Origin of the sequence: Actinoplanes sp. NPDC026670 (assembly GCF_040638175.1) — a bacterium.
Lineage (GTDB): Bacteria > Actinomycetota > Actinomycetes > Mycobacteriales > Micromonosporaceae > Actinoplanes.
In genome coordinates, this window is sequence record NZ_JBEZXU010000027.1 from 14,449 (window position 1) to 29,218 (window position 14,770).

Sequence of the window (14,770 nt, forward strand, 5' to 3'; positions counted from 1 at the left end):
CGGCCGCGGTGGCGTGGGGATCTTCGACGTGCTTGCCGTTCCGGCTTGTTGGCCAGGCAGGCTCAGCCAGCCTGCGCAACCTGTGAGCCACGGCCGTTCTGCCTCAAGGTCACCGATTTGGATAGCCGAGTACGTCGGCACCGGGATTCACGCTAATGGTGGCCGAGCCGACGGAACGGGGCCGGCGGCGCGGATCCGAGGCTGTCCGAATGATGGCAACTAACAGGATCGCCGCATAGCCGCAGGAGCTCATTGACAGCATCCGCGGCCGCTGGACGGTCCGCCGGGTGCCTGATTTTCAGCCCTCCGGGCCCCCGCGATGACCGCGGCACCGGCCCGACGCTCCGTCGTCTCCAGCCTGTTGACACCAGTGACCCATGGTGGACGGCGTGGTGTGATCCTATGCCACAGCGCTCGATCCGCGTCGACCGGCAGCGCGATCATTCCTACGACTCCGCAAGAAGCTCGAGATGACCCACAAGAGCTGTAGCGTCGACTACACCGTCCACGAGCTCCGGCACATCGCCGCGTCGATTCTGATCTCATCCGGAGCCAGCGGCTATCAAATTCAGCAGCAGATGGGGCACGCCTCCGTGGAAGTGACCAGAAAGATCTCCGGACACTTCTTCAAGATCGACCGCTCCGAACTGGCCCGGCGAGTCTCGGAGAGGATCGACATATTGACCGAGGCAAAGCTGGCTGAAGCCGAGAAGGCCGGCAACGGCGAGGCCGACGAGGCCCGCGACAAATGGCGCTTACTTGAGCCCACCCAACAGCAGCGACGGCGAGATGGCGGTCACCCCGGTGGTCGCCATCTCGCGTATCCGGGAGTCGGCACGTGGGCACCACTATCAACTTCCGTCACGTTAGGGACGGATCCACCGAAGCGGATACGACCGCATCACTGAGGGAATCTTGAGGCAACGAAAGCGCGCTTATCTTCCTAGCGAGATACCAAGAAGGGCATCCCATCAGGGGAAATACATGGTGGGCGATACTGGGATCGAACCAGTGACCTCTTCCGTGTCAAGGAAGCGCGCTCCCGCTGCGCCAATCGCCCGCACACCAAAGCGAGGTGGAGACGGGATTTGAACCCGTGTACACGGCTTTGCAGGCCGTTGCCTCGCCTCTCGGCCACTCCACCGAGGCGGCCGATGCAAGGATCAGCAACAGCCCTCTCCGAGCGGAAGACGGGATTCGAACCCGCGACCCTCACCTTGGCAAGGTGATGCGCTACCACTGCGCCACTTCCGCTTGACCCCCAGGTTTCCCTGGCGACGGAAGAAACCTTAGCCGAGCCCGGTACCGGATGCCAAAGCGCCCCCCGCTTTATCCGTCGCGCCGCAGGTCAAACCCCCTCTGGTGAGTCCAGCAGCCGGCGGACCTCGGCGACCAGCTCGGCCTGGAACGCCGCGACGCTGCCGTCGACGACCCCGATCCGGTAGTCGGTGCCGGTCTCCGGATGGTTCGCCTGCATCCCGTCGCGGACGCCGGCACTGCCGTCGTTGTGGCCGGCGGTGTACGCCGCGAATGCTTCTTCCATGGGGGCCTCCTCCAACACGCGCGACAATCTCGCACGTCAGCCGGTTTCCGCAATACCGGCCACCGGTCGGACGAGATCCACCCGATCCGGCAGCGGCGCGTCAGCCGGTCGCCGCCGGCCGGCAGCGGCACGTCAGCCAGTCGCCGACGGCCCGGATCGGGGTGACCACGATCAGCAGCGCCCCGGCCACTCCGGGTTGACAGAGGTTTCCTGCTCGGCGCACAGAGTCCCCACAAACCGGCTCTGCACGATGGTCTTCGCCGACCTCCCGAGGAGCAACCGATGACAGTGAACGACCAGCTGGCCCCCACCGCCCCGCGCGACCCGTGGGCCGCCGGCGCCGACGAGCCCACCACCGCCACCGAGATGATCACCGTCCCGGAGAAGGCCGAAGCCGTGACCCCGGCCGGGCCGCCCCCGCCGGCCGGCCCGCCGACCGCCTCGTGGGAGGCCCCGCCGCCCGCGCCGAGCCGCCCGAAGCGCAGCCCGAAGACGGTCCTGATCGCCGCCGTCCTGGTGACCGCGATCGCCAGCTCCGGGATCACCGCCGGCATCATGACGGCGATCGGCGGCGGCACTCCGGCGGTCGCCACCCAGGACGGCTCCACCGGCCAGCAGGGTGGCCCGGGCGGCTTCGGCGGCGGTGGCGGCCCGGGCGGCGGGATGCCGGGCGGCGGCATGCCCGGCCAGCAGGACTCCGGTACCCAACAGGACTCCGGCACCCAGCAGCAGGGCACCACCCAGCAGGATCCGGGGACCACCCAGCAGGGCGCCACCACCCAGGAGGGCACCGGCACCTGATCCGTGGGATGACCCGGCTCACCGAGGTGAGCCGGGTCGGATCGATAAGGCGTGTCCCGGCCCGGCCGATAGAGGGGCATGACCCACGTCCAGGCCACCGGCCAAGCGCCCGCCACTCGGGCCGTTCTCGAGTTCCGGCTGCACCTGGCGGTCGGGCTGGTGTTGCTCGCCGTCCTGCTGGCCGGCCCGGAGCAGTTGTCGTCACCGGTCATGGCCCTGCTGCTGGCCCAGGGCATGTTCGCTCTCTACCGCGGGCCACGCCTGAACCGGCCGGACGACGAGACACCCTGGCGGCACGTCCGCAACGCGTCGTGGTTCTTCCTGGCCAGCAGTGTGATGCGGGTGGTCCGTGAGGCGGGTGGGCTGCCGGACTCGCTGGTGCTGCTGCCGGACCTGCTGACGATTCCGGCGTACCTGCTGGTCGGGCTCTGTTTCATGGTCATGCTGCGGCAGCGGCGGGCGGACGACGACGATTCGGCGCGGATCGACGCGCTGATGATGGGCCTCAGCATCGCCTTCCTCATCTGGATCTTCCTGATCGCCCCGAACCTGGCCTCCGGGCTGAGCGGCCCACGCCTGGTCAATGCGATGTTCCCGGTGTTCGACGTGACGATCCTGGTGCTGGCGGCCCGGTTGATGCTGTCCCGGGGCGTACGGCAGCCGGCGCTGTGGATGATGGTGCTGGCGTGCGGCGCGCTGTTCACCGGCGACATGCTCTACTGCATGCGGGAGGCGCTGGGGGTCAGCGGGATCCCGCAGCAGCTGGTCGACACGTCCCTGCTGCTGATGTTCGTCCTGCTGACCGGGGCGGCGCTGCATCCGTCGATGCGCACGCTCACCGAGCCCCAGCAGGGTGTGACGAGCGCCCTGAGCCGGGGCCGGACGGTGCTGATCGGCGCGATGGTGATCTTCCCGGTCGGGCTGACCGCGCTGATGCCGCCGGTCAGCACGGTGGGCAACGTGGTCCGGGCCGTGCTGTGCCTGTCGGTGGTGCTGACCGTGCTGTACCGGGTGATCCGCTCGAACGACTCGCGGGCCCGGGCCGAGCGGATCAGCCGGCGGCGGATCACCCATGACACGCTTACCGACCTGCCGAACCGGGAACTGCTCATCGAGACGGTGACGAAGTGGGCGGAGCGTTCCGCCGCGGAGCGCCTGGAGATCAGCCTGCTCTTCCTGGACCTCGACCGGTTCAAGATGATCAACGACAACTGGGGTCACCGGGTCGGCGACGAGTTGCTCCAGGCGGTGGCCGCCCGGCTCACCCAGCAGGTCCGCGCCGAGGACGTGGTCAGCCGGATCGGCGGGGACGAGTTCGTGGTCGCGCTGGCCGGACCGCCGAGCGAGCGGCTCGGCGAGCAGCTGGCCGAGCGGCTGATCGCCGAGTTCAACAGGCCGTTCTCGCTCTCCATCGGTGACGTGGTGACGTCGGTGTCGATCGGGGTGGCGAAGAGCTCCGGCGACGTGCGCGCGCACGATCTGATCCGGGACGCGGACACCTCCATGTACAAGGCCAAGAGCAACGGCCGCAACATGTACGCGCTGTTCGACGCCTCGATGCGCGACCAGGTGCAGGACCGGGTCAAGCTGGAGCAGGCGCTGCGGGGCGCGGTCGGGCGTGGCGAGCTGGCCGCGCACTTCCAGCCGATCATCGACCTGGCCTCCGGCGAGCTGGACGGTTTCGAGGCGCTGATGCGGTGGCACTCGCCGGAGCTGGGTTTCGTGTCGCCGGTGCAGTTCATCCCGATCGCCGAGGAGACCGGCATGATCGAGGAGATGGGCTCGTGGCTGCTGCGCGAGTCGGTCCGGCAGCTGGCCGAGTGGACCGCCCGGCGTGGGCCGGACGCCCGTCCGCTGCACGTGTCGGTGAACGTCGCGGTGCGCCAGCTGCGCGACGGCTCGCTGGTCCGGCTGGTCGACGAGGCGTTGCGGGAGAACGGGCTGGCCCCGTCCGCCCTGTGGCTGGAGATCACCGAGTCGGGTGTGATGGAGGACCTGGAGACGGCCATGCTGACTCTGGACGCGCTGCGGGCGATGGGTGTCACCCTGTGCGTCGACGACTTCGGCACCGGCTACTCGTCGCTGAGCTACCTGGACCGGCTCCCGGTCGGCATCGTCAAGATCGACAGGTCGTTCATCTCGGGTGTCGGCGACAACGGTGTCAAGGAGCCGATCGTGCGCGCGGTCCTGGCGATGACCCGGGCCATGGGGCACCGGGTGGTGGCCGAGGGCGTGGAGACCGAGGCGCAGCGCGACTGGCTGCGGGAACAGGGCTGCGACCTGGTGCAGGGGTGGCTCTACAGCAAGGCCGACCTGCCGGCCAACCTGACCGCGTGGATCGACCGGGCGCCGGCCCTGTCGGAGGCCTGAGCGAACCCGGGACAGGCCCCTGCTTCTGCCGTATAAAAACCCTTAAAGGGTCATACGGAGGTGGGGGATGACACCGAGCACCTCGCCGCCGCTGCTGCGCCCGGTCCTGAGGATCACCGACCGGATCCGCACGGCGACCCGCCTCGGTGTGGTGGTGCTGGCGCTGCTCGTCCCGGGCGCGCTGGCCACCGGCATGTACACGTCGGTGACCACGACGAACATCGCCTTCAGCAGCCGTGAGCAGGAGGGCGCCGACGTCCTGCGCACGGTGCTGGCGGCGCTCACCGAGACGGCCGCCGGCCGTACCCCCGATCTCGCCGCCGTCCGCGCCGCGGCGGAGGACACCGACCTGGCGATCGCCGACGCCGTGGCGGCCGTCCCGGAGGGCGGCGACGGGTCGGTGGCGGCCCGGATCGCCACCGCTGAGGCGCTGGCCGCCCTGGTGGCCGTGCTCGGCAACGACTCCAACCTGATCCTCGACCCGGATCTGGACTCGTTCTACGTGATGGACGCCCAGGTGGTGCAGCTGCCGCAGGCCATGCTGACGGCGCTCCAGGCGGCCCTGCCGGTGCCAGCGGGCACCGCGACCCGGGCCGCGGTGGCCGCCCAGGCGGTGCTGGCCGGGCGGCTGTCCGGCGCGGCCGCGGCACTGCGCAACGACGCCGCCACCGCGATCGCGAACACCGACGACCCCGAACTGACCGGCAAGATCGATGCTCCGGTACGGGCCCTCGCCGACCGCATCGACGAACTCGGCCGCCAGCTCACCGAGACCCTCAGCACCCCGGGCCCGGCCGACCCGTCCGCGGTGGCCGAGGCCGCGGCCGCCGTGGTGCAGCCACTGCACGACGCGCTGACCGCGCTGCTGGCGGACCGGATCGGCACCCTGTCGGTGGAGCGGGCCGTGGTGCTGACCGTGTCGATCGGCGGTTTCCTGCTCGCGTTGTGGTTCGCGCTGGCGGTGCTCTGGCGGACCAACCACGACGTACGGCAGACGGTCGCCGCGGTGACCGCCATCGCCGCGTCCGATCTGGAGCCCCGGCCGGTGCCGGCGGGCCGGGACGAGATGGGCGACATCGGCCGGGCGCTGACCGTGGCCCGGACCCGGCTGGTCGAGCAGGAGGCCGCGCTGGCCAGCGCCGACGTCGCCCGGGAACAGCAGCTGCGGGCCGGGTTCATGCATCAGCGGCAGGCCGAGACCCAGTTCCGCCGCCGGACGCAGGAGATCATCGACGAGTCGACCGGGGTGATCGCCGAGGAGCTGCGCCAGGTGACCGAGAAGGTCGGCGAGGTCCGCGGCTCGTCCGAGGTGATCGACGAGCGGATCACCGTGGCCGACGTCGCGGCCAACGCGATCGTCAGCCAGGCCCACGAGGCCGAGCAGGTGATCACCTCGCTGGAGTCGAGCCTGCGCCGGGTGGCGACGGGCGCGGCGCTGGTCACCGACATCGCCCGGCAGACCCGGTTGCTCGCGCTGAACGCGACGATCGAGGCGGCCCGGGCCGGTGACCTGGGGTACGGCTTCACGGTCGTCGCCGACGAGGTCAAACAGCTGGCCACCCACACCACCGAGTCGACCGACCAGATCATCGAGACGATCCACGACCTGGAGCGGGACACCACCGCGATGGCCCGCACGATCACCACGATGACCGAGGGCATCTCGGCCGTGAGCGACGCCGCCGTCTCGCTGCGGGCGGTGGCGGCCGACCAGTCCACCCTGATGGGCCGGCTGACCGACCAGATGACGAACACCCTGGGCCGGGTCGAGGAGATGAGCGACCTGGCCGCCCGTCTGGAGCGCCGCGAGCACGACCGGATCAGCACGGCCGGGAAGGTGGGGCTGCGCCAGGCCGGAAAGCCGGATCTGGAGGCCCCGCTGGTCAACATCAGCGCCGGTGGGCTGCGCTGCCTGGTGCCCGACACCGAGCGCTTGGCCGAGGGCACCAACCTCGACGTCGACCTGCACAGCGGCGACGACGCGATGACCGTGCACGCCCGGGTGGTGAACTCGGCCGAGTCGCGCGGCGGCCTGGAGATCGGCCTCCAGTTCCTGATCACCGACGACGTTCAGGCGAGCCGGCTGGCCGACATGGCGGACCGCCTGATCAACGCCGCTGTGGACTGACTCCCCGCTGATGGGATCGACATAGACGGTGACTGCTCTCACCCCTAGGCTGGGCCGGCGCGATGTCGTGTCCGAAGGGGAGAGTGGTGCGGTTCCGGCTTCTGGGTCCGGTCGAGGCGGCCGAGGAGGAGCGGGTCGTCGCGCTGGGCGCTCTCAAACAGCGGCATCTGCTGGCCGCCCTGCTGTTCGACGGCGGGCATCCGGTCACCTTCGAGACCCTGATCGACCGGCTCTGGGGCGATGAGCCGCCGCACGACGCGCGCGGCGCCCTCTACGGCTACGTGGCCCGCCTGCGCCGGGTGGTCAAGGACAGCACCGGGGTCACCCTGGTCCGCTGGTCGGGCGGCTACACGTTGCAGGTCCCGGACGGCTCGGTCGATCTGTTCCGGTTCCGGCACCTGCTGGAGGCGGCCCGGACGGCCGGCCCGGAGGAGCGGCTGGGCGTGCTGGAGGAGGCGCTCGGGCTGTGGCGGGGCGACGCGCTGGCCGGCCTGCCCGGCGAGTGGGCGCAACGCACCCGGGAGAGCCTGGACCAGCACCGGCTCGGGGCGCTGGCCGACTGGGCGCTGACCGCGGTGGCCCGGGGGCGGCACGCCGAGGCGGCCGACCGGCTGGCCGTGGCGCTGGCCCGGGACCCGCTCTGTGAGCCGCTGATCGCGGCGATGATGCGGGCGCTGCACGCCTCCGGCCGTACCGTAGAAGCTCTTGATCTCTTCGCCCGGTCCCGCAACCGGATCGTCGATGATCTCGGCGCCGAGCCGGGTCCGTTGTTGCGCGAAGCGCACACGAGCGTGCTGCGCGCGCCGGCCGAGATGACGCGCGCGGCGCGGCCGTTCCTGCTGCCCCCAGACCTGCCCGACTACACGGGTTTCGAACACCCGATGGCCGGCGCCGTGGCGGCTCTGGAGACCGCCGCGGCGAGCCCGGTGGTGGTCGTCTCCGGGCAGGGCGGCGCCGGGAAGACGGCGTTCGCGGTGCACGTGGCGCACGCCGTCCGGGAGTACTACCCGGACGGGCTGCTCTTCCTCAACGTGGGCGGCGCCGACCCGCTGGAGCCGGCCGAGGCGCTGAGCCGGCTGCTGCGCATGCTCGGCGTCACCGACGCGGACGCGCAAGGCAACTCCGACCTGCGGGAACGCGAGGCCCGCTACCGTGCCGAGCTGGCCGGGCGCCGGGTGCTGGTGGTCATCGACGACGCCGTCTCGGCCCGGCAGGTTCACCCGTTCATTCCCGGCGACGCCGGTTCGGCGCTGCTCGTGACCAGCCGGAACCGGCTGGTCACGGTGGCCGCGACCCGCCGGGTGGAGCTGAACACGATGACCGTCGACGAGGCGCGGGCCCTGCTGACCAGGGTGATCGGCGCGGACCGGGCGGACGCCGATCCACAGCAGACGGACCGGCTGATCGGCCTGTGCGCGCGGCTGCCGCTCGCGGTGCGGGTGGCCGCGGCCCGGCTCGCGGCCCGCCCGCACTGGTCGGTGAGCCAGCTGGCCGACCGCCTCGACGACGAGCGGCGCCGGCTCGACGAGCTCGCCGTCGACGACCTGGAGGTCCGGGCCGGCCTGGCCGTCGGCTATCGCGGGCTGAGCCTCCGGGCGCAGCTGGCGTTCCGCGCGCTGGGCTGCCTCGATCCGCCGGTGCTGACCGCGATCACGGTGGCCGCGCTGCTGGACTGCGGCCTGGACGAGGCGGACGACCTGGTCGAGGAGATCACCGACGCCCGGCTGCTGGACGTGGTCGGGCCGGACGGGCCGTTCACCAGGTACCGGATGCACGACCTGGTCCGGCTCTACGCCGGGGAGCTGGCCCGGGCCGACGCCGTCCGGGAGACCGTCACCGGGGCGGTGGCGGCGCTGCTCCAGCTGGTCGAGCACCTGGCGCAGCAGCTGCCGGTGGCCACCCCGCGGCTCTACCATCCGGTGCTGCCGGAACCGTCCGCGCACTGGGCGGCCACCATCGAACGGGTCGACCTGCGGCGGTGGTTCGACGACGAGGAGCCGACCCTGATCGCGGCGGTCGAGCGGGCCGCCTCCCTGGACCTGGTGGCGCCAGCCTGCGGCCTGGCCGACGCGCTGGTCTTCGCGTCGTTCGCGGCCCGCAACAACTTCGACGGCTGGGAACGCACGCACACCGCGGCCGGCGGCGCCGCCCACCGGGCCGGTGACCGGCTGGCCGAGGCGGCGATGGAGTGCGGCATCGGCCAGCTGCGGTACGCCCAGGATCGGTTCCCCGAGTCGCGGGCGCACTTCTCCCGTGCCGCCGACCTGTTCGGGGCGGCCGGCCACGACCGCGGGCAGGCGGTCGCCCTGAACGGGCTCGGCACGGTCAGCCGTGAACTCGGCGAACACGCGACCGCCCTGCCGCAGATCAACCAGGCGCTGGCGGTGCTGGACCGGCTCGGCGACGACGCCGGGGTGGCGCACGCCTACTACAGCCTCGGCTTCGCGCACCGGGAGCTCGGCGAGGACGAGGTCGCGCTGGAGCATCTGGCGTCCGCGCTGACCCGTTACCGCAAGCTCGGCCACCGGCGCGGCGAGCTGATCGCGATCCGCGGCATGGGCCTCGTGCACCGGGCGCGCGGTGAGCTCGACAAGGCCGGGGAGCTGTGCTCGGCCGCGCACACCATCGCGACCGGCATCGGCGACACGCACCTGGCCGCGTACACCGCGCAGGCGCTGGCCAAGGTGTGGATCCGGCAGGGTGACCCGGACCGGGGGCTGGAGCCGCTGCGGGTCGCGCTGGCCGCCACCACCGTGCGCCGCGACGGCCACGGGACCGCCCTGGTCACCCGGACCCTCGGGGAGCTGCATCTGGCCGCCGGCCGGCTGTCCGAGGCGGCCGAGCTGCTGGAGTCGGCGTCCGATCAGTGGCAGGACATCGGGATGGACCTCAGCCGGGCCCGCACGCTGCGTGATCTGGGCGCCGCCCGCTGCGCGGCCGGCGATCACGAGGCCGCGCATTCGCTCTGGTCCGCGGCGGGAGACGTCTTTCAGGCATTGGGGGTACGGGAGAAGGACGAGCTGACCGCCTGGCGCGCCCGGTTCGGCTGCACCTGCCCGTCCTCGGCGCTGCGCAGCGCCCGCAGCACGTTGCCCCCGGCCAGCGCCGCCAGCTCGGCGTCCGACCAGCGCCGGGCGGCCAGCTCACCGAACAGCCTGGGATAGCCGGACACGTCGTCGAGCCCGGCCGGGGTGTCGTCGCAGCCGTCGAAGTCGCCGCCGATCCCCACGTGCTCGATCCCGGCCACCGCACGGACGTGCTCGATGTGGTCGGCGACGTGCTCGACGGTCACCGGCGGCGGCGGTCCGTGCGGGTCCCGGGTCCAGGCCCAGCGCTCCGCCGACAGGAACGACGGCACGAACGTCACCATGCACACCCCGCCGTTGTCGCGCAGCTGGGTGAGCACGTCGTCGGGCACGTTGCGCGGGTGCCCGCAGAGCGCCCGCGCCGACGAGTGACTGAAGATCACCGGCCGGGTGGTGACGGCCAGGGCGTCGCGCATCGTGGTGTCGGCGACGTGCGACAGGTCGACGAGCATGCCGATCCGGTTCATCTCGGCGATCACCGCCCGGCCGAAGTCGTTGAGCCCACCGACGCGGGGCGTGTCGGTGGCGCTGTCGGCCCACGAGACGTTCTGGTTGTGGGTCAGGGTCAGATACCGTACGCCCAGCTCACCCAGCATCCGCAGGACCGCCAGCGAGTCACAGATGCTGTGCCCGCCCTCGGCGCCGAGCAGCCCGGCGACCCGCCCCGCCCGGAACGCCGTCTCCACCCCGTCGGCGGTGGTCACCAGCTCCAGCCGGCCGGCGAAACGGTGGTGCAGCGCCCGTACCAGATCGATCTGCTGAAGGGTCCGGACCACCGCCGCCGCCGGCGGCAGATCACCCGGCACGTAAACGGACCAGAACTGCGCGCCCACCCGCCCGGCCCGCAGCCGCGGCAGGTCGGTACGGGTCAGCGGCTGCCGCTGGTCGAGCGCGAACTTCTCCAGATCGTCCGGCGACACCGCCCCGCCGTGCAGGGTACGCAGCGCGTCGGCGAGGTCGTTGTGCCCGTCGATCAGCGGGTGCTGGGCCAGCAGCCGGGCGATCCGGTCTCCGGCGGTCTCGTCACGCGCGGACTCGTCGATCGGCCACATCTGTCACCCTGCTCCGTGAAAATGCAGAACGCGGAAGGTGCGAGATCCCCCCTTGGATGCTGATCCCGCACCGTCCGCGCTCTCAGGCGAGGAACGTCGAACTGGGCGCCCGCCAGCGCGTCTCGTCGTCCCGTCCGGCGCCGGGATCAGCCTCCCAGCCGCACCTGCCGAACTTCTGCCACGTTTCTGTCAGCGGAGATCACAACTCGGCTCCCCAGCGCCTGAATTGGGCCTGAGCCTGGCGCTCGGACCGGGCCAGCAGCCGTCTGCGGCCGCCGGGCAGACGGCCGAGGACGTGGCTGACCAGCAGGTTCGCGCCGACCCGGGCCAGGCCGTACCACGGCAGGCGGTAGGGCAGGCCGAGGTCGCGCATGGCGGCCGGCCCGAGCAGCCAGCAGCTCACCGACAGGGCCCGCTCCCGCTCGTAGAACCGTCGCCAGCCGCTCGTCACGGCGTCGGTCATGGTGATCAGGGCCTTGGCCAGGGCGGTGCTGTTGGCGTCCGGCGGCGGGTCGTTGGCCAGGAAGTGGTAGAGCAGCCGGCGGCCGCGGCGCTCGGTGTGCGGCAGCCACTCCTCGTCGACACCCATCAGCCATCCGACGTAGCTCCACAGATGCATGACGGCGCGGGCGTCGGCCCCGGACACCCGGACCCCGAGCAGGCGCAGGTGCAACAGGAAGCTGGTGCTGAACACCCCGAGGGTGCTGGCCTGGTCGTACTGGTTGATCGGCACGCCGCGCAGCTCCCGGTCCCAGTCCGGGTCGGCCTCCAGGCGGGCGTTGACCAGGGCGTGCATGACCCGGACATGCACCGTGATCCGGAACCCCTCGCCGCCGGGCGCCATCCCGCCGGGCGCGGTCACCGCACGCCACCACAGCGAGGTCTCCTGGATGCGCCGCAACGTCTCACCGCCGGCCAGGCGGCCGGTCCGGACCAGCGGTTCGAGGGCGGCCGCGGTGCGATAACCACCGAGCAGGGAGCCGTACGCGAGAACGAGCCCCGCATCCATCCCGAAGGCCCGGCACGCCTCGGCGCCGCGGGCCAGCAGCTCGTCGTCGACCCAGTCCGGCCGCTGCGAGAGCGTGTCGAGGAAGGCCCGCACCGGCTCGGGCGTGTCGTCGGACGGCCCGGTGGCGAGGGCCTTGTGCAGCTCGTTGGGGCGGACCGCGCGGATCAGTCCGGCGGCGAGCTCGTCCCGGCGGAGCAGGCCGGCGGCCAGGGCGGCGAGCTCCTCCCCGGTCGGGTCGGCGCCGGGACCGGCGACCAGTCGCAGTGGCCGGGCGGCCCGCTCGGCCCAGGGCCGGTCCATCCCGAACCGGCGCGGCGCCCGCAGATCGGCGTGCGTAGTCATGTCCTGACGATAAAGTGAGCGAAAGCTCGGGTACCACTCGTCTTTCGAAGGTTCCGATGTCGTCAAATATCCGCAGGTCAGTGCCACAGCAGCAGCGGGCCCAGGAGATGATCGACCGGATTCTGAGCGCTGCTGCTCAGGTTCTGTCGGAGAGTGGCTACGCCGGGTTGAGCACCAACCGGGTGGCCGCGGCCGCCGGGGTCAGCATCGGTTCGCTCTACCGCTACTTCGCCGGGAAGAACGAGCTGATCGAGGAGTTGCGGGCACGCAGCTCGGCCGACGTGCTGGCCGACCTGACCGGCGCGCTGACCGCGGCAGTCGGGATGTCCGCCCGCGACGGGGTCCACCACATCCTGTCGGTGCTGGTCGGGGCGGTGAAACGGCACCGGGCGGTGACCACCGCGATGATCGCCGAGGCGCCGCTCGGGGCGCACGGCAACATCCTGCCCGAGGTGGAACGGCAGCTCACCCAGGTGACCCGGATCTTCGTGGCGGTGCACGCGCCGGAGCTCGACCCGGCCGAAGCCGACGCCCGCATCCACCTGGCCATGGGTGTCACGCTCAACGCCTGCCTGCGGATCGCTCTGGAACCGCCGGCCGGCGTCACCGAGGACCGGCTGATCAGCCTGACCGCGGATCTGCTGGTCCTCGGCCTGGTCCCGGATCCGGTCCGGACGCACCCGGATCCGGCCCAGTCACGCCCGGATCCGGTTCGGACACGCCCGGATCCGGTCCGGGCGCGCCCGGGGAGGTGAGCGCGCCCGGATTCCCCCGGAGCCGGAGTCAGCGGGTGCCGGCGACCACGGTGCTCACCTGGGTGCCGGAGAGGGTGCCGCCGATGTAGAGGCCGCCGCCCACCGCGGTTCCGGAGACGGTCCCGCCGGTGCGGACCGCGTACGTCGTACCCCTGGTGATCGAACTTGAACTGAAGACCACGCCCCGGAACGCCTTGGTGGGCTGGTAGGACGCGATCTGCGTGCCCGAGGTGGTGGCCAGGTGGACCACGGTGCCGGCCGCCTGGTTGGCGCTGAAGGTGATCGACACCCAGCCCTGGCCGGAGGTCGGGAGGGTGCTGGTGGTGGCGCTGATGCCGGAGGAGATGATCGTGCCGCCGGTGATGGTGAGCGCGCCGTTGGAGTCGAGGCCGCCCTCGCCGCCGCCACGGGTCGCCGAACCGGTCACCACCACCGTGCCGCCGCCGATGGTGAGCGCCCCGTTGGAGTCGAGGCCGTCCGTGCCGCCGCTCGCCACCACGGTGCCGCCGGTGACGCTGATCAGGGCGTTCGGCGAGTTCTGCATCTCACCGTAGGCCGGGTCGGAGGCGTTGAACGCGTCGTCGGTGGCGGTCGCCGAGACACTGCCGCCGGTCACGTAGACCTTGAGGCCCTCGACACCCTCGTACGACTTGGTGACGTTCACGGTGCCGCCGGCCACCCGGACGTCGGTCTCGGCGTGCACACCGTCGTCACCGGAGGAGACGGTGGTGGTGCCACCGTCGACGGTGAGGTTGGCGTCCGAGTGCAGCCCGTCGTCGGTGGCGGTGACGTTCACCGTGCCGTCGCTGATCACGGTGAGCACGCCCGCCTTGATGCCCTTGCCGGTCGTGGTCGCGGTGATCGATCCGCCGGTGACGATCGCGTCGGTCTGCCCGGTGATGCCGTCGTCGGTGGCCTTGACATTCACGGTGCCACCGGTGACCGCCACGTACCCGCGGGTGGTGTCCTCCTCGTTGTCGGATTTGAGGCCGTCACCGCCGGCGGTCGCGGTGATCGAGCCGCCGCTGACGATCACGTAGTCCTGGCCGCGGACGGCGTCGTCGGGCGCCGTGACGGTGATCGTCCCACCGGCGATGACCAGGCCGTCCTTGACGTTGATGCCGTCGTTGGCGTTGCCGGTGACGACGAGCGAACCGGTGCCGGCGATGCTCAGGTCGGCGGCCGAGGCGATCGGACCGTCCACCGAGGCGGTGCCGTCGGTGAGCCGGTTGGTGGTGCCGGCCTGCAGATAGATCAGCGCCTCGTCGGCGGCGACCACGTTGATCGCGCCGGTGCCGCCGGTGATCGTCACGCCGTTGAGGATCAGCCGGACGATGCCGGTCCCGGTGCTGTTGACCACGATCTGACCGGAGGTGAGCGTGCCGCTGAACCGGTAGGTGCCGGCCGCGTTGACGGTCACCGTGCTGCCCGAGACGGTCACGTTCGAGCTGGTGGTGGTGGCGCTCGTGCCGGTCAGGGTGACCGCCGCGACGTCCGACTCGTTCCAGGTCAGGTCGGCCGTGCTGAGGTGGCTGGCCTGGTTGGCGGCGAGCGCGGCGGCGCCGGCCGGACCGGCGGCCAGAGCGGGGGATGCCGGTGCCACCCAGACGGCGAGAGCGGTGGCGGTCAGCGCCGCGGGGACGGCGAGACGGGGGATTCTGGGCATGGAAGGTCCTTATGTTGG

At 71.7% G+C, this 14,770-nt stretch carries 9 protein-coding genes, 3 tRNA genes and 2 pseudogenes; 6 read left to right on the forward strand and 8 right to left on the reverse strand.

Annotated features, from left to right (window positions below):
- Window positions 1–461: 461 nt before the first annotated feature.
- Window positions 462–908: pseudogene (locus AB0E94_RS25470) on the forward strand (tyrosine-type recombinase/integrase); the annotation flags it as partial.
- A 77-nt stretch (window positions 909–985) separates the two neighbouring features.
- Here the strand turns inward: AB0E94_RS25470 and AB0E94_RS25475 are convergent.
- The 5 genes from AB0E94_RS25475 to AB0E94_RS25495 all read right to left on the reverse strand — a co-directional run bounded on the left by AB0E94_RS25475 (window position 986) and on the right by AB0E94_RS25495 (window position 1,766).
- Window positions 986–1,060, reverse strand: a tRNA-Val gene (locus AB0E94_RS25475).
- A 13-nt stretch (window positions 1,061–1,073) separates the two neighbouring features.
- Window positions 1,074–1,144, reverse strand: a tRNA-Cys gene (locus tag AB0E94_RS25480).
- Window positions 1,145–1,182: 38 nt separating this feature from the next.
- Window positions 1,183–1,254, reverse strand: a tRNA-Gly gene (locus AB0E94_RS25485).
- 94 nt (window positions 1,255–1,348) lie between these two features.
- The gene (locus AB0E94_RS25490; protein WP_360330325.1) at window positions 1,349–1,543 is read right to left on the reverse strand and encodes a hypothetical protein; all 195 of its coding nucleotides are present in this window, start codon (window positions 1,541–1,543) and stop codon (window positions 1,349–1,351) included.
- Window positions 1,544–1,643: 100 nt separating this feature from the next.
- Complete coding sequence (locus AB0E94_RS25495; RefSeq protein ID WP_360330328.1) at window positions 1,644–1,766, reverse strand: hypothetical protein; 123 nt, start codon at window positions 1,764–1,766, stop codon at window positions 1,644–1,646.
- A gap of 59 nt (window positions 1,767–1,825) precedes the next feature.
- Here AB0E94_RS25495 and AB0E94_RS25500 point away from each other — a divergent pair, with 59 nt between their 5' ends.
- The 4 genes and pseudogenes from AB0E94_RS25500 to AB0E94_RS25515 form a co-directional block, all read left to right on the forward strand.
- The gene (locus AB0E94_RS25500; protein WP_360330331.1) at window positions 1,826–2,344 is read left to right on the forward strand and encodes a hypothetical protein; all 519 of its coding nucleotides are present in this window, start codon (window positions 1,826–1,828) and stop codon (window positions 2,342–2,344) included.
- A 78-nt stretch (window positions 2,345–2,422) separates the two neighbouring features.
- Window positions 2,423–4,714: an EAL domain-containing protein gene (locus tag AB0E94_RS25505; RefSeq protein ID WP_360330334.1), complete on the forward strand. Its 2,292-nt coding sequence runs from the start codon at window positions 2,423–2,425 to the stop codon at window positions 4,712–4,714.
- Between the two features lie 67 nt (window positions 4,715–4,781).
- Entirely contained in the window at window positions 4,782–6,842 is a 2,061-nt protein-coding gene (locus tag AB0E94_RS25510; RefSeq protein ID WP_360330337.1) for a methyl-accepting chemotaxis protein, read from the forward strand.
- Between the two features lie 62 nt (window positions 6,843–6,904).
- Window positions 6,905–9,793 (forward strand): annotated as a pseudogene (locus AB0E94_RS25515) (BTAD domain-containing putative transcriptional regulator); the annotation flags it as partial.
- A 38-nt stretch (window positions 9,794–9,831) separates the two neighbouring features.
- On the opposite strand, the gene AB0E94_RS25520 reads toward AB0E94_RS25515, so the two are convergent.
- Window positions 9,832–10,980, reverse strand: a complete 1,149-nt coding sequence (locus tag AB0E94_RS25520) for a dipeptidase (RefSeq protein WP_360330340.1) — start codon at window positions 10,978–10,980, stop codon at window positions 9,832–9,834.
- A 199-nt stretch (window positions 10,981–11,179) separates the two neighbouring features.
- A complete protein-coding gene (locus AB0E94_RS25525; protein ID WP_360330343.1) occupies window positions 11,180–12,331 on the reverse strand; it encodes an oxygenase MpaB family protein in 1,152 nt (383 codons plus the stop codon).
- A gap of 80 nt (window positions 12,332–12,411) precedes the next feature.
- On the opposite strand from AB0E94_RS25525, the gene AB0E94_RS25530 reads away from it, so the two are divergent.
- Complete coding sequence (locus AB0E94_RS25530) at window positions 12,412–13,086, forward strand: TetR/AcrR family transcriptional regulator (protein ID WP_360330346.1); 675 nt, start codon at window positions 12,412–12,414, stop codon at window positions 13,084–13,086.
- Between the two features lie 28 nt (window positions 13,087–13,114).
- Here the strand turns inward: AB0E94_RS25530 and AB0E94_RS25535 are convergent, their stop codons facing one another.
- The gene (locus AB0E94_RS25535; protein ID WP_360330349.1) at window positions 13,115–14,752 is read right to left on the reverse strand and encodes a carbohydrate-binding domain-containing protein; all 1,638 of its coding nucleotides are present in this window, start codon (window positions 14,750–14,752) and stop codon (window positions 13,115–13,117) included.
- Window positions 14,753–14,770 lie beyond the last annotated feature (18 nt).